Origin of the sequence: Yersinia canariae (assembly GCF_009831415.1) — a bacterium.
Taxonomy (GTDB): Bacteria; Pseudomonadota; Gammaproteobacteria; order Enterobacterales; family Enterobacteriaceae; genus Yersinia; species Yersinia canariae.
Window position 1 is genome coordinate 1,026,044 of the sequence record NZ_CP043727.1, and the last position, 19,097, is coordinate 1,045,140.

A 19,097-nucleotide genomic window follows, 5' to 3' on the forward strand; every position below is an offset into this window, starting at 1 on the left:
TCTGATTAATGAGTTCAATTACCAATGAAAAATTTTTATAACGCGTTGCTTGTTTAAATTCGGCTGCTTAATAATTATGATGAAATGAGGCCAGTTTTTCTGATTGTTAATTGCCGTGCTGAATATTATTTCATGAGGTGGCATCATGTTAGAACAGTTAAAACAACAGGTTTTTGACGCTAATTTAGCGTTACCGAAATATAAGCTCGTGACTTTTACCTGGGGGAATGTCAGTGGTATTGATCGCGAGCGCGGATTGGTGGTAATTAAACCTTCCGGTGTTGAATATGATGTAATGAGTGTTAATGACATGGTGGTGGTGGATTTGGCCACTGGCAAGGTGGTGGAAGGCAATAAAAAACCCTCTTCCGATACTGATACTCATCTGGTGCTATATCGTGCATTCGCGGATATTGGCGGCATTGTCCACACTCATTCCCGCCACGCCACTATTTGGGCACAAGCCGGTAAGTCACTCTCGGCATTAGGCACAACTCATGCCGACTATTTCTATGGCCCCATTCCTTGCACTCGCCTGATGACGGATGAGGAAATTGCCGGAGATTATGAGCATGAAACTGGCAATGTCATTGTCGAAACTTTTGCCAATCTTGCCTTGAGCGCGGTACAAATTCCGGCGGTATTGGTCAATGGCCATGGCCCATTTGCCTGGGGCAGTAATGCGGATAATGCCGTGCATAACGCGGTGGTGCTGGAGGAAATAGCGTATATGAATCTCTTCACTCATCAGCTTGAACCGGCGGTGGCCGACATGCAGCAAACTTTGTTGGATAAACATTATCTGCGTAAACATGGCGCTAAAGCTTATTACGGCCAGTAATGACTACATGGAGGCGTAAATATGCTGTCTACGCCTCCGGTGAGTTACTCAGCATCCACATTCGATATAACTTGCTCAACATCATCAAGTGTACCGATTTTCACTTCCCCAGTTCTGCACATCTTACTTTTGTCGATCAGTAAAATGGATTGTGTGGCGCGCTTGAGCAGCATGGTTTTGAATTCGGCATTAAATGGATTGGAATCCCACATAATGCCATCAGTATCAATGCCCTCACATGAGAAGATAAACAGGTCAATTTCGAGGGTTTTTAATAGCGAAAAAAGTGCTGGATTAACATAACAGGCATATTTTCGCTGTAGCCGCCCCCCGGCACTGATCAGCTCGATATTTTGATGTTTCGCCAATTCCTGACAAATCCGCACACTGTTGGTAAACACGGTGATATCGATATCCGGGAGTTTTTTGGCTAAATACCAACAGGTTGAGCTGGCATCCAGCGCAATCACCATTCCACTTTCAATTAAAGACAAAGCATGCGCGGCAATGCTGGCTTTGCTGGACAGGTGACTTTTCAGGCGCGTAGTGAAAGGATCGCCGCTGTCTTTGGTGGCGCGTTTAATGCTTTTAGCTCGTCCGTGCTGACGGATGATCAATCCCTGCGCTTGTAACTCATTCAGGTCACGGCGAATAGTTTCCTGACTGACCGCGAGTAAGTTTGCCAGGTCTGCCGTCGTCAGTGTTTCATGCTGTTTGATGTGTTGCAGTATTTCCTGGTGACGGGACGCTTTCATGATCCTCTCCATCAGCAAAGCCATGTATTTCATGTCTGACGAATACCAGCACGAAATACATGGCTAAAGGCGTGAGGTTACGTGATCATCAATTTAAAAAACAGGCGTTACCCCCTTCTTTAACAGAATATTGCCATACTTGGCGGTCTCCCCTGTGATGACGATCGCAAATGCTTGTTCGGCGCGTTGGTAAAAGGCATAGCGGTCAATGCGCTCAACGGGCAGGGTTTTTTCTGTGCCGAAGAGTGCGTGTAAATAGCGTTCTTCAACTGAAGCATCCAGCGTGTCACCGTCGACTGCCGCCATCATCACCAGTGGTGGGGCGTAACTGTCTAATTCGAATAAAGGAATAGTGGCCTCCAATAAGGCGCTGACGGATAGCCCATCGGCATGAATCACTTGCGGCCCGCCGTTTTTACCAATGGCATGGGCGGGAAAATGGGCATCAGAGAAAATAATTTCATCACCGTGGCCCATTTCTGCCAATGTTTTTAGCAATTGTGGTGATAGCAGCGGCGAGATGGTTTTAAGCATGACATTCTCCTTTCAAGGCAATGGATTCAGTTATCGGTTCCGGATTTACTGTGAGCGCCTGATAAAGTGGTTGCTGCTCGCCCGGTTGATAATATTGATAGTGATAATTGACCTGAGCGCGAGCTTCTTCGGCGCTGGTGTAGTAACCCGTCGCATACCAGGCAAAGAGTGCCGCCCCCAGCACTGTTGTTTCAGATTCATCAATGACTTTAATGGGCAGATTGAGCACGTCGGCTTTGATCTGGTTCCACAGAGCATTGCGGCTACCGCCACCGACCAGCAGTAATTCCCGAGTCCGGAACTCACCAATCCTTTCCAGCACCGCCAGATTATTTTTCAATTGCCAGGCAAGGCCCTCTAATGCGGAGCGGTAAAAGTGCCCCCGACCACTTGACAGCGATACCCCTTGCCAGCCGCCGGACAACTGATGGCGCGCGTTTCCCAGCAAATTACAATCCATGCGCACGCCGTCAGCACCTGGTGCTATGTCCGTCGCCTCAGCAATCATTTGTTGGTAAACATTGGCACAGGCATCATCGCGCCAGTACAGTTGGCGAACCCATTCCAACACCCCTGAGGCCAGCCACTGCAACCCTGGGTTAAATAAGCGCGGGCAACTGTCCAGTTCGCAAGTTGAACCGGCAAATTGTGGCAATAGGACGGTATTCACATTTGGCGTGCGGACCATCAGGATTTCCCAAGTTCCGGATGACAGCACCGGTTGGTCTAAATCCGCCCCGGAGCCAAATAAAGCAAATTGTGTATCGTGACCGGCAGAAACTACCGGTAAACCCGCCGGCAGCCCCAAATCAGCAGCAATATCCGGTAATAACTGACCAATAATTTCACCTGCGGCGACCATGGGTGGGAATAAATCGGCCTGAATACCTATTTTTTGTAAAATCTCGCCGCTAAATTGCTCGTGTTTCACATCCAGCAGTTGGCTGGTGCCCGCCATGGTGCGGTCAGTGGTAAATTCCCCGGTGAGGCGCTGGTTAATCAATGATGAAATAAACAGCCAGGCGTGCGCCTGCTCGACTAAGTCCGGCCGATTCTCTTGTAGCCAGATAAGTTTATATAATGTGTTAAAACTGAACTGACCAATGCCGGATATCTGCTGTAATTCCCCGGCAGACATATAGCGAGAGATATCTTCCATTACTGCCACTGTACGCGGGCACTTCCAACTAATAATCGGGTACAGCATGTTACCGCTGGCGTCCACTAAGGCCCCGTCCACACCAAAGGTGGTCACGGTCACCGCGTGAATCCTGCATTGATGGATCTGCGGCAGTAACTGGCGGCAGCACTGTACAAAACTGTGCAAAATGCCGTCCAACGGCCACAATTGCCATTGCGGATTGGTCGGGTCAGGCTGGCTGTGGTTGGGTAGCACGGCTTTAGCAACCACGACACCTTGAGGGTCAACCGCGATCGCCCGGATGTTGGTTGCGCCGCAATCTAAAACGATGACCACATCGCGCTTCATAAAGGCTCCTGTCACTCGCACCAAGGGGTGTTTTCCCCTTGGTTTGATATTATTAGCCGCCTGAGAAGAGCGCTTCCCTGCGGCCCTTCTCAACCATCACATTATTTTTTATATAACGGGCCGTAATTCTGGCAAGCGCGATAATCCTGCCCTTCGATATCCATACCGTGCGCGCCCCAAGCCGTTGGCCGGTATACACTTTCCTCTTCCACGTTATGCATACAAACCGGAATACGCAGCATTGACGCCAATGTAATTAAGTCTGCGCCTACATGGCCGATGGTCAGAACACCGTGGTTAGCCCCCCAATTCGCCATCACTGAATACACATCACTGAATGGCCCTTTACCGGTCAAACGTGGCGCAAACCAGGTGGTTGGCCAGCTTGAATCAGTACGTTTATCCAGAGTGTCATGTACTGATTTTGGCAATTCAACACTCCAGCCTTCGGCAATTTGTAATACCGGCCCTATACCCTTAATCAGATTGATGCGGCTCATGGTAAATGGCACGCCCCCACGGGTCAGGAAGCGAGAAGAGAAGCCGCCGCCACGGAAGTATTCATGAATCGCTGGGCACCATTCAGTTGCCGCCAGGCAGGCATCGGCTTCCTGCTGACTGACTTGCCAGTGTGGTTTGATGGTTGGTTTACCCTGTGCATCGTTTTGGCAACAAGTGCCATCCAATGCAGCAGAACCCGAGTTAATTAGGTGGATAATACCGTGCTCGGCCACGCCCTCAAGTTGGTGTCCTGTCACGCGCTGTACGGCTTCTGGCGACCAATAAGTGCGAACATCAGCAAAGATTTGTGCGGTGCCGGTCAGGGTATGGCCAAACAGCATTGCCACGCCGTTCAAACTGTCATTTTCGGTGGCGATAACCATAGGTTTTCGCACTCCGTTCCAGTCAAATGAACTGTTCAATAGTGCTTCGGCGGTATCACCGTTCGGGTATTGATCCGTCCAATGGCGCTGCCCCTGGAAACCGGCTGCAATAGCGTTATAACCCAATGCTTCTTCACCAAAACCTTTGGCGGCCAGTTTTGAATTGCCTTGCATCATATCGCGGATACAAATGGCCATTTGCAGGCTTTCACGCAGCACTGCGCGGCTACTTTGTGGTGAGCGGCGATATTGCTCGGCATTTTTATCTGGGCCAAATTTGAAGTTGTTATCAGCCCATGACAGCGCCAATTCCAGTTCTTGTTCATCATAGATTTTGTGATCGATACGGCGGCGTAGTTCAGTCATATCAACCGCTTGCACTTTCATCCCTAACCAAGATTCAAAGAAATTATGGTCAACGATGGAACCGGCGATCCCCATCGATACTCCACCCAGTGAGAGGTAGCTTTTGCCTTTCAAGCTGGCGACAGCCAACCCCGCACGGGCAAAACGCAGCAGTTTTTCTTGCACATCGGCAGGGATGCGGGTGTCATTGGCATCTTGTACGTCATGGCCGTAAATAGAGAAGGCGGGCAGCCCTTTCTGATTATGTGCTGCTAATGCAGCCGCCAGATAAACCGCGCCAGGGCGTTCGGTACCATTAAAGCCCCAAATTGCTTTCGGGCGGAACGGGTCCATATCAATCGTTTCGCTGCCGTAGCACCAGCACGGTGTCACGGTGATAGTCAGCCCGATATTCTGTGCGCTGAATTTATCATCACAGGCGGCAGACTCTGCCATTCCGGCAATGCAGGTGTCAGCAATGACGCACTCAACCGGGGTTCCACAAGGATGGCGGACCACTTCTTGCAGGAATTCTGCGGTGGCGCGAGCCATCTTCATGGTTTGCTCTTCCAGGGATTCACGCACACCCATTCTGCGGCCATCAATAACCGGACGAATACCAATCTTTGGTAATTGAATTGTCTTTTTCATAATAGATCCTTATGTTCTGTAGCAAATTTAATTTATCAGTTCACCGCGAATTTAATTCGTAGGTACAGTTTTGAACTTGGCGAAAATAAAGATAATAGCGAAACACAGTGCCGGAATAAGTTCTGCTGTCGGGATATTTCCCGCAGCATCACTGGCCAGCCCCATAATCGGTGTTACAATACCGCCACCAACAATAGTCATCACAATAATGGATGCGCCATATTTGGTGTCTTGATTTAGATTCTTAATGCCCAGAGAAAATATAGTTGGATACTGTATTGACATAAACATACTGCATAATGTCAGTGCTAATAACCCAATGTGCCCGCCAAAGGCGGCTGAAATAATACAAAGTAGCATTGAGATTAAAGCATAGGCGGCTAATACTTTCTCAGGCGCGAAGCGGGTAATTAACCAGGTCCCGCTGAATCGTCCAATAAAGAAACATACCATGGTGGCCGTTAAATAATTTGCTGCGTATCCCGGTGTAACATCTGGCAACTCTTCAATGGCGTAACGAATTAAATAACTCCAACATGCGGTTTGTGCACCAACATAACAAAATTGTGCTAATACTGCCCAGCGCCAGTGAGTTATTTTTAATAAGCGCGGTAGTGATGCAAAGAAAGAGCCGTTTTGTGTATCGTTAGATTCACTTTTTATTGTAGGGAAACGGGTGATAAGAATTAATAGCGCAACAAAAATAACTACTGCCACAATAATCAAATAAGGTAATTGTACGGCTTTGACCAAACTATGGTGATAGCTATTCAAGTCCTCAACAGACAATTTATCTAATACTTCCTGTGTCTGATGGGGGACATTAGAGAGGATTAAACTTTGCCCGAATACTACGGCGATAATGGCACCAAAGGAGTTAAAAGTCTGCGCCAGATTGATACGGAAATGGCCAGTTTTCTCCGGCCCCAATACTGTCACAAAGGGATTGGCGGCAGTTTCAAGGCAGCCTAAACCTGCGGCAATGATGAATAAACCGATTAAAAACAAGGTGTAATTCATTGTTTCAGCGGCAGGCCAGAATAAGGCAGCGCCAAAGGCGTAGAACAGTAGCCCGGTAATGATCCCTGCTTTATAGCTGAATCTTTTCATTAAGATCCCAGCGGGAATGGGAATCAAAAAGTAACCAAAATAGAAAGAGGATTGAATCAGCCCGGCCTGGAAATTGGTCAGAGTAAATGCCTGCTGAAACTGTGGTAATAAAATATCATTCAAGTTGTTTGCTACTGCCCAAAGGAAGAACAGTGAGCACAGCAGTGCGAAAGGAATCAGATATCTTTTTTTATTTGCCGACTCGTCAGTTACCGAGGCGGAAATTTTGGTGCTATCTGTTTGTATTAAAATATTTCCCATGATGCCCTCGTCAGATGTTGCACTTATTCTACTCGTCTTGAAATACGGAATGTTCGACGGAAGTCTTTTATTTAATGAATGATATTTTTCTCTGACTGACATAAACCGTTAGAGTGGAAAACAAAATATATTCATTGCGTTAAGTCCTGTTCTTTATAAGGTAAAAATCACCAAAAAGTATGAGCTGAATCACATTGGTAACTCAATGCTAATATTTTGTGATGATAGTCACTTTAAATAAAAACAATTCATGACCGTTTGAAATGAATTGTGTTTCAAACACACAACCGTAATGACCGATTTTTTTATTTCCGACACAAACGGTCAATTCACATTGGAAATGGATATATTTATCTGGTGGGTAATGGATTTGACCGTTTAATCATATTGGTTTTTCAAACGGACATTTTATAAAAGTAAATAAGAGTTAAATTGCCACAAAGTGATGAATAGTCATGATCGGGTTCACGTTTTTGTATGCTTTATTTTTTACTTTAATTAAATAAGCGAAAAATATATCGCATATTCATCATTAACGTTTGTTAGCTCACATCCATTATTTAATGCGTTTTATATTTAGGTAGTTGCATCCTAAGAGAGGAAAAAATGAAGAAAGAAGCATTGGCGCGCGATATTATTAATACTTGCCTGGAAATGACCCGCTTAGGCCTTAACCATGGCACCGCTGGCAATGTTAGTGTGCGCTATCAGGATGGATTTCTGATTACGCCATCGGGTATTGCCTACGACAAACTGACCGAATCGCACATTGTTTATATTGATGCGGACGGCCATCACGAAGTGGGTAAAGTCCCGTCCAGTGAATGGCGCTTTCATCAGGCGGTTTATCAAACCCGACCTGATGCCAATGCGGTAGTACACAATCATTCTGTTCACTGCACGGCTGTTTCTATTCTCAATCGCCCGATTCCTGCCATTCATTACATGATTGCCGCCGCGGGTGGCGATGATATTCCTTGTGCGCCTTATGCCACTTTTGGCACCAAAGCACTTTCAGAGCATGTTGCGGTGGCGATGAAAAACCGTAAAGCCACGCTTTTGCAACATCACGGGCTGATAGCGTGTGAAGAAAATCTGCCAAAAGCACTGTGGCTAGCTCATGAAGTGGAGGTTTTGGCGACACTGCTGCTGGCTATTTTGCCGATTGTTGACGAAGTGCCGGTGTTATCCAAAGAAGAAATCAGTGTGGTATTGGAGAAATTCAAAACCTACGGTTTGCGGGTCGAAGAGTAACTGGTGGGCAAAAATAGCCGCTGGATTAAAACACTGAGGAATCAATCATGAACAGAATGATTTTAAATGAAACGGCGTGGTTTGGTCGTGGTTCACTAGGGGCTCTGACCGATGAAGTCACACGGCGGGGTTACCAAAAAGCATTAGTGGTTACAGATAAAATATTGCTCGAATGTGGCGTGGCAACCCGCCTAACGAGTTGTTTGGCACAGGCTGGCCTGGATTTCGCTGTTTTTGATGCGGTTAAACCCAATCCGACCATCAGTATTGTGCAACAAGGGGTCGCTGCTTTTCGTCAAAGTGGGGCGGATTATCTGATAGCTCTGGGGGGCGGTTCACCGCAAGATACCTGTAAAGCTATTGGTATCATTATCAATAACCCTGAGTTTGCCGATGTGCGCAGCTTGGAAGGGGTCGCCGATACACGTAAACCTGGCGTACCGATTTTGGCTATCCCAACGACTGCGGGGACGGCCGCGGAAGTGACCATTAACTATGTGATTACTGACGAAGAGCGGCGGCGCAAGTTTGTCTGTGTCGACCCTCATGCCATTCCAGCCGTGGCATTTATTGACGCAGATATGATGGACAGCATGCCCGCAGCGCTGAAAGCGGCTACCGGTGTGGATGCTTTGACTCATGCTATTGAAGGTTATTTGACGAAAGGCGCGTGGGAACTGACTGATACTTTGCATCTCAAGGCCATTGAGGTTATCAGCCGTTCCTTGCGGGCATCAGTAAAAGGGGATGCCGCTGCGACTGAGGATATGGCACTCGGGCAGTATATTGCCGGTATGGGCTTTTCGAATGTGGGCCTTGGGTTAGTGCACGGTATGGCTCACCCGCTCGGGGCGTTTTATAACATGCCACATGGCGTAGCCAATGCCATTTTATTACCTTATATCATGCGCTATAACGCCACTTTTACCGGTGAGCGTTTCCGTCAGATTGCCTTGGCTATGGGGCTGGAAAATGCACTGAATGCGCCACTGGAACAAGTCCGTGAGCAAACTGTCCAGGCAGTATTTGCACTAAATCGTGATATTGGCATTCCCGCAGCCCTGAGCAATGTCGGGATGCGGGCTGACGATATTCCCGCGCTGGCAGTAGCAGCATTGGCTGATGTCTGTACGGGGGGGAACCCACGGGAAACCTCGGTTGATGAAATTATGGCGCTTTATCATCAAGCCTGTTGAACAAAACGGTTACTTGTCACAAATCCACCAGAAAGTCATGGGGCGGTTTTAATCCCCATGACTTTATTGATGCCAAACAACTCCCGCTCTACCCAAAAGAGGTAGGGTTACTGCGCGGGACGGTATATTTATTATCCTAACTATAACAACTGCTGTTACTGGGCCTCGCGCTCCGCCTCAACTTCTCCTTCCCGCTGAATTACTCATTTTTTTGAATTAATCGGATGTCATCCAATGCGATGTCCTCCATTTTCTGGAATGCAACCAAGTGGGAATCTTATGAAAGAGACCAATGAATCCCGACTGTTAACGGCAGAAGTCACGCGCCGAAAACTGGTCCAAACCACACTGGTCGGCGGTCTTGCCGTGGCAACCGGGGCGTTCTCGCTGCCGTTTTCCCGTACCGCCCGAGCTGTTCAATCCGCCATTAATCCAAGCAATGCCAGCGATGGCAAAGTGATCTGGAGTGCTTGCACCGTTAACTGCGGTAGCCGCTGTCCATTACGTATGCATGTGGTTGATGGTGAAATTAAATATGTTGAAACTGACAATACCGGGGACGACCAGTTCGACGGTTTGCATCAGGTGCGTGCTTGTTTACGGGGCCGCTCCATGCGCCGCCGGGTGTACAACCCCGACCGATTGAAATATCCGATGAAACGTGTGGGCGCACGTGGCGAGGGCAAGTTCCAACGTATTTCATGGGAGGAAGCTTTTGATACTCTCGCCGCCAGCATGCAAAACATCATCAAGGAATATGGTAACGAAGCCATCTATCTGAATTACGGCACAGGCACGTTGGGCGGCACCATGACCCGCTCTTGGCCACCGGGTTCAACCTTATTGGCGCGGCTGATGAATTGCTGTGGTGGTTATCTCAATCATTATGGCGACTACAGCACCGCGCAGATTGCCGCGGGTTTGAATTACACCTATGGCGGCTGGGCCGACGGCAATAGCCCATCAGATATTGAAAATAGTAAGTTGGTGGTGTTGTTTGGTAACAACCCTGGTGAAACCCGGATGAGCGGCGGCGGTGTCACTTATTATCTGGAACAGGCGCGGGAGAAATCCAATGCCAAGATGATTGTTATTGACCCGCGATATACAGATACCGCTGCGGGGCGTGAGGATGAATGGATCCCACTGCGGCCAGGGACAGATGCTGCACTCGCCTCTGCACTGGCTTATGTGATGATCACCGAGAATCTGGTGGATCAGCCATTCCTTGATAAATATTGCGTCGGCTATGACGAGAAAACCTTGCCAGAAGGCGCACCGAAAAATGGCCATTATAAGGCCTATATTTTAGGGCAAGGTGCAGATAAAACAGCTAAAACGCCGCAATGGGCGGAGGCCATTACCGGGATCCCAGCGGCAAAAATCATTAAATTGGGGCGGGAAATTGGCTCAGTCAAGCCCGCCTATATCGCGCAGGGATGGGGGCCACAACGCCATGCCAATGGCGAAAACACGAGTCGCGCTATTGCGATGCTGGCTATTCTGACCGGCAATGTTGGCATCAATGGCGGCAATTCAGGTGCTCGCGAAGGTTCCTATGGTCTGCCGTTCGTCCGCATGCCAACTCTGGAAAACCCGGTTAAAACCAGTATTTCGATGTTCTTGTGGACGGATGCCATTGAGCGCGGCCCTGAAATGACCGCCACCCGTGATGGCGTAAGGGGCAAAGATAAGCTGGATGTGCCCATCAAGTTTATCTGGAATTACGCGAGTAACTGCTTGATTAATCAGCATGCGGAAATCAATCGCACCCATGACATTCTGCAAGATGATAAGAAATGCGAAATGATTGTGGTCATTGATAACCACATGACCTCGTCAGCTAAGTATGCCGATATTATCCTGCCGGACTGTACTGCTTCGGAGCAAATGGATTTCTGTCTGGATGCGTCCAGTGGCAACATGGCGTATGTAATTTTTGCTGATCAGGTCATCAAACCGCGCTTTGAGTGCAAAAACATCTATGAAATGACCACTGAGCTGGCAAAACGCATGGGGGTTGAACAGCAATTTACCGAAGGGCGCACCCAAGAGGGCTGGCTGCGCCATCTCTATCAGCAATCGCAGCAGGCCATTCCTGAGTTGCCATCATTCGAGGAGTTCCGCGAGCAGGGCATCTTCAAAAAACGCGACCCGGCAGGGCACCATGTCGCCTATAAAGAATTCCGGGCCGATCCGGTCGCCAACCCGTTAACCACCCCATCGGGCAAAATCGAGATTTACTCTGCTGAATTGGCACACATTGCCGCCACGTGGGAATTGCAGTCAGATGATGTGATTGATCCGCTGCCGGTATATGCCGCTGGTTTCGAGAGTTTTGACGACCCGCTTAACCAGACATATCCGCTGCAACTTACGGGTTTCCATTATAAAGCCCGAACTCACTCTACTTACGGCAATGTCGATGTGCTAAAGGCGTCCTGCCGTCAGGAAATGTGGATTAACCCAATAGATGCCAGAGAACGCGACATCAACAATGGCGATATCGTGCGGATATTTAATGGCCGTGGCGAAGTTCAGATTAATGCCAAAGTGACCCCGCGCATGATGCCGGGAGTGGTGGCTCTGGGGGAAGGGGCTTGGTACAGCCCTGATGAGAAACGTATTGACCGGGCGGGCAGTATTAACGTGTTGACCACGCAGCGCCCCTCTCCGTTGGCGAAAGGGAATCCATCCCATACCAACCTCGTTCAAGTAACCAAGGCTTAAGGAGCTAACTGATGACGCAATATGGTTTTTACATCGACTCCAGCCGGTGCACGGGGTGTAAAACTTGCGAACTGGCCTGCAAGGATTTCAAAAACTTATCAACCGATGTCAGTTTTCGGCGCATTTACGAATACGCCGGAGGCGATTGGCAACAGGATAACGGCGCATGGCACCAGAATGTGTTTGCTTACTATCTCTCTATTGCTTGCAACCACTGTAGTGACCCCGCCTGCACCAAAGTATGCCCGACTGGCGCGATGCATAAGCGCGATGATGGTTTTGTGGTGGTAAATGAGGATATTTGTATTGGTTGCCGCTACTGCCATATGGCTTGTCCTTACGGTGCGCCGCAATATGACGAAACCAAAGGGCATATGACCAAGTGTGACGGCTGCTATGAAAGGGTTGCCGCTGGCAAAAAACCGATTTGTGTCGATTCCTGCCCGCTGCGGGCATTGGATATGGCCCCTATCGATGAACTGCGCGAAAAATATGGGGAATTGGCCGAAATTGCGCCACTGCCCGCCGCTCACTTCACATTACCGAATATCGTCGTGAAACCAAATGCCAACAGTCGCCCGGTCAGAGATACCACCGGTCATCTGGCAAATCCGAAGGAGGTATAACATGGGCATGGGATGGCATGAATGGCCATTAATGGTCTTTACGGTTCTGGGGCAGTGCGTGGTTGGGGGCTTTATTGTCCTCGGATTGGCACTGATATTTGGCGATTTGAGTCGCGGCCAGCAACAACGAGTTCACCGCAGCATGTTTGTCTTATGGGTGCTGATGGCGTTGGCTTTTATTGCCTCGACACTGCATTTAGGCTCGCCGATGCGGGCTTTCAACTCATTAAATCGGGTCGGAGAGTCGGCGCTGAGTAATGAGATAGCAGCCGGTTCACTGTTCTTTGCTGTGGCCGGTTTCTACTGGTTGCTGGCAGTTTTGGGTAAGCTGCCCGCAGTGCTGGGTAAGATCTGGTTGGTGATAGCCATGGTGCTGGGCGTGGTATTTGTCTACGCCATGTGTCGGGTTTACTCCATTGATACGGTGCCCACTTGGGATAATCTCTACACGCCGCTGGGCTTCGTATTGACGGTCTTTATCGGCGGGCCAATGTTGGGTTACTTGCTACTGCAATTAGCTGATATTAATGGCCGAGCAATGCTGCAATTGCCGATGATTAGTGTATTGGCGCTGATTATCAGTATCGCCAGTGTCATTATGCAGGCGGCGAGTTTGTCGATAATTTACAGCTCGGTACAGCAAGCATCCGAACTCATTCCTAACTACGGCATGTTGATGGTCTGGCGCTTGGTGCTGTTGGTGTTGGGGTTAGGGTGCTGGATTTGCCCGCTAATCCGTGGCCGCATGCCAATGACTCTCGGGATGATTTTTGCCATGCTATTGGTTATTGTCGGTGAATTAATTGGCCGAGCCGTATTTTATGGGCTGCATATGACGGTAGGAATGGCAGTCGGCGGGTAATTTATATCCTGACGATTGTTGTGTTTTGCCATTCTGGGCGTGCTCAGAATGGCTTGACTCACGCCGTCTCAATCTGAACCCGCTATTATTCAGGATAATATTTAATGGTTGAAAAAAATATTGCTTATCAAGATATTGCGCTCACTGGTCGGGTGCTCGGCGCGCTGTTTTATTGTGAGCCAGACAGCCCGGCATGCAGTGATATTGTGGCGCAACTGAGCAGTGGCTCTTGGGTGGCACAATGGCCTTATGGGCGTGAAGAGAAACTGGCCCCGATTGCCGCTTTACTGGCGCAATCGGCTGCACAGGAAACACGGGAAGAGGCTTGGCAGCGGCTATTTATTGGCCCTTACGCTTTGCCCGCCCCACCTTGGGGGTCAGTCTACCTGGATAAAGAAAATGTGCTGTTCGGGGATTCAACCCTAAAACTACGGAATTGGATGGCCGAGCAGCACGTGGAAGTCACCCTGGATACAGAAGAACCGGAAGATCAATTCGGTTTATTGCTGATGATGGTGGCGTGGTTGGCCGAAAACCAACCCGAAAAGTTACCGGATTTGCTGGCGGAACACTTACTCACTTGGGCTTACCGCTATCTGGATTTACTGCAATCCGATGCCGCGCATCCGTTCTATCAGGGGCTGGCCCAGTTAGCGACCTTAACACTGACCCATTGGCAGCATGAATTACAGGTGACTCCAGCAGTGGTTAAGTTGTATCGCTGAGTCAGCATTTCATTATTTACTCAATCCTAAGTATCACTTTTTTGCCAATATTGCTCGTCATACAACTTAATGAATCAAAAGTGAATTTCTCTGATTTTTGATTAATCACATCTGAAAATCTTGGGCGCGACACATGTCATAATGTGGCCGCGCCCACTTGCCGTATTCCCTCTGATTTTATCCAGCTTGCGACTGATGTCATCAGCGCTTTTCCATTGCTAAAGCTTGATTTGACTCAGCCAGTAGTTGAGCGGACTTAGCATCAAAAAACCAAGTCAGTAAAGATATTGCCTCCCCCATAGACTAATTTGTGACCGGCTTCTATTTTCCTTGCTCTCATATTGGACAAGCCGTAGGGCGTTTGTATTATTAGGTTGAATATAAATTTAATAGTGAATATATATTCAATGCGGAGAAAAATAATGAAAAATACCCTACTGAAATCCTGTCTTACCGCAGCATTGATCTCAATGGCGGGTGTTGCTGGTGCTGCCAGTAACGGCCTGATCGCCATTATCACCCCCTCCCACGATAACCCGTTTTTCAAGGCGGAAGCCGAAGGTGCCAAAGCGAAAGCGACGGAGCTGGGATACACCGTGCTGGTCGCTTCTCATGATGATGATGTGAATAAACAGAACCAATTGTTGGAAACCGCCATTGCGCGTAAAGCCAAGGCAATTATCCTGGATAACGCAGGTTCTGATGCCACGATTGGGCCATTGAAAAAAGCCAAAGCAGCAGGTATTCCCACCTTCCTGATTGACCGTGAAATCAATGAAACCGGCATTGCGGTGTCGCAAATTGTGTCCAACAACTATCAGGGAGCACAACTGGGTGCTGAGAAGTTTGTCGTCCTGATGGGGGGCAAAGGGAAATATGTTGAATTATTGGGCCGCGAATCAGATACCAACGCACACGTACGTTCACAGGGTTATCACGACGTAATCGACGAACATAGCGACATGAAGATGGTTGCTCAGCAGACTGCAAACTGGAGCCAGACTGAAGCTTTCAACCGCATGGAGTCCATTTTGCAGGCTAACCCGGATATCACTGGGGTGATTTCAGGTAATGACACCATGGCATTAGGGGCTGAAGCCGCGTTAAAAGCCGCAGGCCGTAATGATGTGATTGTGGTGGGCTTTGACGGCAGTGACTATGTGCGTGATTCCATCATCAACAAAGGCAATATCAAAGCCACCGTACTCCAGCCGGGGTGGGCTCAAGCCCAGATGGCAGTGGTTCAAGCTGATAAATATCTGAAAACCGGCTCCACCGGGCAAGAAGAAAAACAGCTGATGGACTGCGTATTGATTGATGAAAACAATGCCAAAAACCTGAATGTCTTTGCGCTGAAAGAGTAATGCCTTTAGCGCGGTTGGCTAGCTCGCGTGTTAAAAGGCAATGAGGGGCGTATCAGCCCCTCCTGACAGGAGGCAGTATGTGGTTCAGTGCCCTATCGAAAGCAGGCGGTTTGTTGGTTATCAGCACAGTGCTGGTGGCGTGTACTGTGGTGGATTTGGATGAAAACGGCAAACCGATTCTGCCGGTCGATCCAAATGCGGTCGTCAGTGACTATAACCAGCCATCGGACAAAGTCGCCTCCACCATTTGGGTGAGCAAAGTGATGCCATTTGCCAGCAGCAATGCGCTCAGTTGGCAACAAGTGAAGCAACAAAGTCAGCCAGCAGCAGGGAAAAACAGCAAAAGTTATTTTGTCCGTTTTAACGGCAAAGTGATGGCGGTAGAAACAGAAGGGCGGGAAGGCACGATGAAAATCGCAGTGGAGGGTGATGAACAAGTGCTGCAATTGGGGCCTATCGTCAAAGGTAATGCCATTCGTGATGCCTCGACTTTTATCCGCTTCGAGGATTTTAAAAACCAAGTGCAATATGCCCAACTTTCCAAGGCGCTAAGCAAACGTGCTTTGCAGGATGTGGCCAAACCCGATGCCAGTTGGGTCGGCCAGCAAGTCGAGGTATTGGCTGCGGTGACATTAGCTCCTGGCGGTCTGAATAATGCTGTGCCGCTCAGTTTGAATAAGGAGACTCACTAATGGACCACAGACCTGACATCGTCATGCGTGCTGAGGACATTTCGATGCGTTTTCCCGGCACATTGGCGTTAGATGCCGTCAGTTATAATGTTTATCGCGGCAAAGTAAATGTGATTATTGGGGAAAATGGTGCCGGAAAATCAACATTAATGAAGATTCTGGCTGGTGTGCAGCAACCGACTTCCGGACAGATCTACCTTAATGAGCAGCCGGTAACAATTGCCAATACTCGTGAGGCCGCCGCGCTCGGTATTGGCATGGTGCATCAGGAGTTGAATCTGTCAGAAAATCTCAATGTCGCGGAAAATATTTTTCTGGGCCGTGAGATTCAGCAAGGATTGAAGCCCATTAATCAGGCAGCACAGGAACTGATTGCTGAGCAACTTATGGTACGCCTTGACCAGGCCATTTCACCGAAGGAAATGGTGTCAAACCTGAAAGTCGGTCAGCAGCAATTGATTGAAATTGCTAAGGCTTTGGCTGAGCAGGCAGACATTTTGATTCTGGACGAACCGACCTCCGCTCTGAGTAAAACTGAAGTCGACATTCTGTTCCGGGTGATTCGCGAACTGACTCGCCAAGGGGTTTCTATCGTCTACATTTCGCATCGATTGGAAGAGTTGATGGCGATTGGTGATTACATCACCATTCTGCGCGATGGTCGTTTCCAGGCCGAAGCTGCCGTTAAAGACATTGATGTGCCGTGGATTGTACGTGAAATGCTGGGCAGTGACCCGGTTTCCAGCTTCCTTCATCCGGGCCGGACTTTCGGGGCACCAATGATGGAAGTGGATAACGTCACTTTAATCAATGAGTCCGGTAATGCGGTGGTAAATCAAGTCTCGCTACAGGTGTGTGCTGGTGAAATCGTCGGTATTTATGGGTTGATGGGGGCGGGACGAACTGAGTTGTTTGAGTGTCTGTTAGGCACTCAACAGAGCTATCTCGGGGCAATTCGGCTCAATGACACTGCAATCAGTGCCAAAACTTCAACCGCAGAACGCATCCGCCTTGGCATGAGTTTAGTGCCGGAAGATCGTAAAAAAACGGGCATTTTCCCGGTGTCATCTGTTGCCAATAACCTGACTATTTCCAGCTTATGGCGTCGGTTAAAACACAGCTTCGCTATCTGGCAGGAGAGCGAGTCGCAGGTGGTCGCGTCAGTTATTGGCGATTTGTCTATCAAAGTTTCATCACCGGACGTGGAAATTCAAGCGCTTAGCGGCGGTAATCAGCAAAAAGTGGTGATTGGCCGTTCATTACTGACCAGCCCGAACATTTTACTACTGGATGAACCGACTCGGGGTATTGATGTTGGCGCGAAAGCGGATGTGTTTGAAATGATGGTGAAACTCTCTGAACAGGGGATCGCGATTCTGTTTTCCACCTCAGATCTGAAAGAAATCATGGCGGTATCAGACCGCATTCTGGTGATGTCGAACGGCAAACTGACCGCAAATGTTTCTCGTCAGTCGGCCAGTGAATCGGCATTGGTTACGGCAAGCGCACAAGGGTTTGAATGATGAAAGCAACAACTGGCACTGCGTTGGCGAGTCACCAGCCCGGTGGGTCGTCGTGGTCACGGGAAAATATGCTGCTGCTTCTGCTAAAGATGCGCACCTTTATTGCCCTGTTCCTGATCCTGGGTTTCTTCTCTGTGATGGTTCCGGGGTTTTTGGCGACCGGTAGCTTGATCATTATGGTGAAGCATATCGCGATCAATGCCTTCCTCGCTCTGGGCATCACGTTTGTCATTATCACCGCCGGGATTGACCTTTCCATCGGGGCGACATTGGGGTTATGCGGCATGATTGCTGGCTGGATGATTACTCAAGGTATTGTTTTACCGATGTTTGGTATTGCCATCTTCCCCAGTGTTTGGGTGGTGGTTCCGGTGGTATTGATTATCGGAGCACTTATTGGCGCGGTAAATGGTTGGATAATTACCCGCTATAACGTCGCCCCGTTCATCTGCACTCTTGGCACCATGTATGTGGTTCGAGGTGCGGCAATGCTGATTTCCGGCGGTGAAACTTTCCCTGGTTTGCAAGGGAATCCACAGTTGGGGAATACCGGTTTTGATTTGCTGGGGTCTGGCACGTTACTGGGCTTACCAATTGCCATCTGGATTATGTTCATTTTGGCACTGGTTATTGCCTATGTTGCCCGCCGATTGCCGTTTGGCCGCCATGTCTATGCCATTGGTGATAACGAAAGGGCCGCCGAGCTTTCAGGTGTCAAAGTCCGGCAAGTCAAAGTGTGGGTGTACACCATCTCGGGTTTCTGCGCTGCGATTGCCGGGATAATTGTTTCTGCTCAATTGGTCGCCAGTCATCCGGCCAATGGCAGTGGTTTTGAGATGAATGCTATTGCTGCCGTGGTACTGGGGGGGACTTCTTTGGCCGGGGGGCGCGGCACCATTCTCGGTACGCTGATTGGCGCATTTGTTATCGGCATTCTGGCTGACGGTTTGGTGATGATGGGGGTCAGCGAATTCTGGCAAATGGTTATCAAAGGTATCGTGATTATTGTGGCGGTCATTATCGACCAGATGCAAAACCGGATGCAGCACAAGGCCGCGATTGTTTCGCAAAAGGCTACTGCGGTGCCGCAAATCGAGAAGAGCGAACAAGCATAAAGAACAGTCTAATCAGGCAGATGCAGCCTGTCAGACACTGAACACGAAAGATGTCACGCCGGAGGGAGATTTCCGGACAGGCTTGATGAAAGCTATTTTTTAGCACCATCAGGAATAAATATTCGGTAATGAGTAAAAAT

General features: G+C 48.9%; 16 protein-coding genes and 1 pseudogene. 11 read left to right on the plus strand and 6 right to left on the minus strand.

Going from position 1 to position 19,097, the window contains the following annotated elements; translation table 11 throughout:
* Nucleotides 1-145 precede the first annotated feature (145 nt).
* On the plus strand, nt 146-841 hold the full coding sequence (locus tag F0T03_RS04715) for an L-ribulose-5-phosphate 4-epimerase (RefSeq protein ID WP_159677341.1): 696 nt from the start codon (nt 146-148) through the stop codon (nt 839-841).
* 44 nt (nt 842-885) lie between these two features.
* On the opposite strand, the gene fucR is transcribed toward F0T03_RS04715, so the two are convergent.
* The 5 genes from fucR to fucP form a co-directional block, all read right to left on the minus strand.
* A complete protein-coding gene (gene fucR / locus F0T03_RS04720) occupies nt 886-1,596 on the minus strand; it encodes an L-fucose operon activator (protein WP_159677342.1) in 711 nt (236 codons plus the stop codon).
* A gap of 93 nt (nt 1,597-1,689) precedes the next feature.
* Nucleotides 1,690-2,130 (minus strand): L-fucose mutarotase, encoded by a 441-nt coding sequence (gene fucU / locus F0T03_RS04725; protein WP_159677343.1) that lies wholly within the window; start codon nt 2,128-2,130, stop codon nt 1,690-1,692.
* Nucleotides 2,123-3,619, minus strand: coding sequence for an L-fuculokinase (fucK, locus tag F0T03_RS04730; RefSeq protein WP_159677344.1), 1,497 nt, complete (start codon nt 3,617-3,619; stop codon nt 2,123-2,125). The genes fucU and fucK overlap by 8 nt, the downstream gene beginning before the upstream one ends.
* 101 nt (nt 3,620-3,720) lie before the next feature.
* On the minus strand, nt 3,721-5,499 hold the full coding sequence (gene fucI / locus F0T03_RS04735; RefSeq protein ID WP_159677345.1) for an L-fucose isomerase: 1,779 nt from the start codon (nt 5,497-5,499) through the stop codon (nt 3,721-3,723).
* A gap of 51 nt (nt 5,500-5,550) precedes the next feature.
* Complete coding sequence (gene fucP, locus F0T03_RS04740; protein WP_159677346.1) at nt 5,551-6,870, minus strand: L-fucose:H+ symporter permease; 1,320 nt, start codon at nt 6,868-6,870, stop codon at nt 5,551-5,553.
* Nucleotides 6,871-7,476: 606 nt separating this feature from the next.
* Between fucP and F0T03_RS04745 the strand changes: the two genes are divergently transcribed.
* The 6 genes from F0T03_RS04745 to dmsD all read left to right on the plus strand — a co-directional run bounded on the left by F0T03_RS04745 (nt 7,477) and on the right by dmsD (nt 14,263).
* A complete protein-coding gene (locus F0T03_RS04745) occupies nt 7,477-8,124 on the plus strand; it encodes an L-fuculose-phosphate aldolase (RefSeq protein ID WP_159677347.1) in 648 nt (215 codons plus the stop codon).
* A gap of 47 nt (nt 8,125-8,171) precedes the next feature.
* Nucleotides 8,172-9,320 (plus strand): lactaldehyde reductase, encoded by a 1,149-nt coding sequence (gene fucO / locus F0T03_RS04750; protein ID WP_159677348.1) that lies wholly within the window; start codon nt 8,172-8,174, stop codon nt 9,318-9,320.
* Nucleotides 9,321-9,599: 279 nt separating this feature from the next.
* Nucleotides 9,600-12,050, plus strand: coding sequence for a dimethylsulfoxide reductase subunit A (gene dmsA / locus F0T03_RS04755; RefSeq protein ID WP_145556966.1), 2,451 nt, complete (start codon nt 9,600-9,602; stop codon nt 12,048-12,050).
* An 8-nt stretch (nt 12,051-12,058) separates the two neighbouring features.
* A complete protein-coding gene (locus tag F0T03_RS04760; RefSeq protein WP_145556965.1) occupies nt 12,059-12,676 on the plus strand; it encodes a DMSO/selenate family reductase complex B subunit in 618 nt (205 codons plus the stop codon).
* Between the two features lies 1 nt (nt 12,677).
* Complete coding sequence (locus F0T03_RS04765) at nt 12,678-13,538, plus strand: dimethyl sulfoxide reductase anchor subunit family protein (protein ID WP_159677349.1); 861 nt, start codon at nt 12,678-12,680, stop codon at nt 13,536-13,538.
* 104 nt (nt 13,539-13,642) lie between these two features.
* Nucleotides 13,643-14,263 carry a Tat proofreading chaperone DmsD gene (dmsD, locus tag F0T03_RS04770; protein WP_208787093.1) on the plus strand — a complete coding sequence of 207 codons (621 nt, stop codon included), beginning with the start codon at nt 13,643-13,645 and terminating at the stop codon, nt 14,261-14,263.
* A gap of 16 nt (nt 14,264-14,279) precedes the next feature.
* On the opposite strand, the pseudogene F0T03_RS21875 reads toward dmsD, so the two are convergent.
* A pseudogene (locus F0T03_RS21875) lies at nt 14,280-14,603 on the minus strand (XRE family transcriptional regulator).
* An 82-nt stretch (nt 14,604-14,685) separates the two neighbouring features.
* Between F0T03_RS21875 and F0T03_RS04775 the strand changes: the two are divergent.
* The 4 genes from F0T03_RS04775 (at nt 14,686) to F0T03_RS04790 (ending at nt 18,957) form a co-directional block, all read left to right on the plus strand.
* Nucleotides 14,686-15,627, plus strand: coding sequence for a D-ribose ABC transporter substrate-binding protein (locus tag F0T03_RS04775; protein ID WP_019080371.1), 942 nt, complete (start codon nt 14,686-14,688; stop codon nt 15,625-15,627).
* A 77-nt stretch (nt 15,628-15,704) separates the two neighbouring features.
* Nucleotides 15,705-16,319: a DUF2291 family protein gene (locus F0T03_RS04780; protein WP_145556962.1), complete on the plus strand. Its 615-nt coding sequence runs from the start codon at nt 15,705-15,707 to the stop codon at nt 16,317-16,319.
* The gene (locus F0T03_RS04785) at nt 16,319-17,842 is read left to right on the plus strand and encodes a sugar ABC transporter ATP-binding protein (RefSeq protein WP_159677350.1); all 1,524 of its coding nucleotides are present in this window, start codon (nt 16,319-16,321) and stop codon (nt 17,840-17,842) included. Before F0T03_RS04780 ends, F0T03_RS04785 begins: the two co-directional genes overlap by 1 nt.
* The gene (locus F0T03_RS04790; RefSeq protein WP_425511052.1) at nt 17,842-18,957 is read left to right on the plus strand and encodes an ABC transporter permease; all 1,116 of its coding nucleotides are present in this window, start codon (nt 17,842-17,844) and stop codon (nt 18,955-18,957) included. The genes F0T03_RS04785 and F0T03_RS04790 overlap by 1 nt, the downstream gene beginning before the upstream one ends.
* The last annotated feature ends 140 nt before the right edge of the window (nt 18,958-19,097 follow it).

Excerpts from the sequence above, each read along its gene's own strand:
- F0T03_RS04715 (WP_159677341.1), top strand. The coding sequence starts at position 146 with ATGTTAGAACAGTTAAAACAACAGGTTTTTGACGCTAATTTAGCGTTA.
- fucR (WP_159677342.1), bottom strand. The coding sequence starts at position 1,596 with ATGAAAGCGTCCCGTCACCAGGAAATACTGCAACACATCAAACAGCAT.
- fucU (WP_159677343.1), bottom strand. The coding sequence starts at position 2,130 with ATGCTTAAAACCATCTCGCCGCTGCTATCACCACAATTGCTAAAAACA.
- fucK (WP_159677344.1), bottom strand. The coding sequence starts at position 3,619 with ATGAAGCGCGATGTGGTCATCGTTTTAGATTGCGGCGCAACCAACATC.
- fucI (WP_159677345.1), bottom strand. The coding sequence starts at position 5,499 with ATGAAAAAGACAATTCAATTACCAAAGATTGGTATTCGTCCGGTTATT.
- fucP (WP_159677346.1), bottom strand. The coding sequence starts at position 6,870 with ATGGGAAATATTTTAATACAAACAGATAGCACCAAAATTTCCGCCTCG.
- F0T03_RS04745 (WP_159677347.1), top strand. The coding sequence starts at position 7,477 with ATGAAGAAAGAAGCATTGGCGCGCGATATTATTAATACTTGCCTGGAA.
- fucO (WP_159677348.1), top strand. The coding sequence starts at position 8,172 with ATGAACAGAATGATTTTAAATGAAACGGCGTGGTTTGGTCGTGGTTCA.
- dmsA (WP_145556966.1), top strand. The coding sequence starts at position 9,600 with ATGAAAGAGACCAATGAATCCCGACTGTTAACGGCAGAAGTCACGCGC.
- F0T03_RS04765 (WP_159677349.1), top strand. The coding sequence starts at position 12,678 with ATGGGCATGGGATGGCATGAATGGCCATTAATGGTCTTTACGGTTCTG.
- dmsD (WP_208787093.1), top strand. The coding sequence starts at position 13,643 with ATGGTTGAAAAAAATATTGCTTATCAAGATATTGCGCTCACTGGTCGG.
- F0T03_RS04775 (WP_019080371.1), top strand. The coding sequence starts at position 14,686 with ATGAAAAATACCCTACTGAAATCCTGTCTTACCGCAGCATTGATCTCA.
- F0T03_RS04780 (WP_145556962.1), top strand. The coding sequence starts at position 15,705 with ATGTGGTTCAGTGCCCTATCGAAAGCAGGCGGTTTGTTGGTTATCAGC.
- F0T03_RS04785 (WP_159677350.1), top strand. The coding sequence starts at position 16,319 with ATGGACCACAGACCTGACATCGTCATGCGTGCTGAGGACATTTCGATG.
- F0T03_RS04790 (WP_425511052.1), top strand. The coding sequence starts at position 17,842 with ATGAAAGCAACAACTGGCACTGCGTTGGCGAGTCACCAGCCCGGTGGG.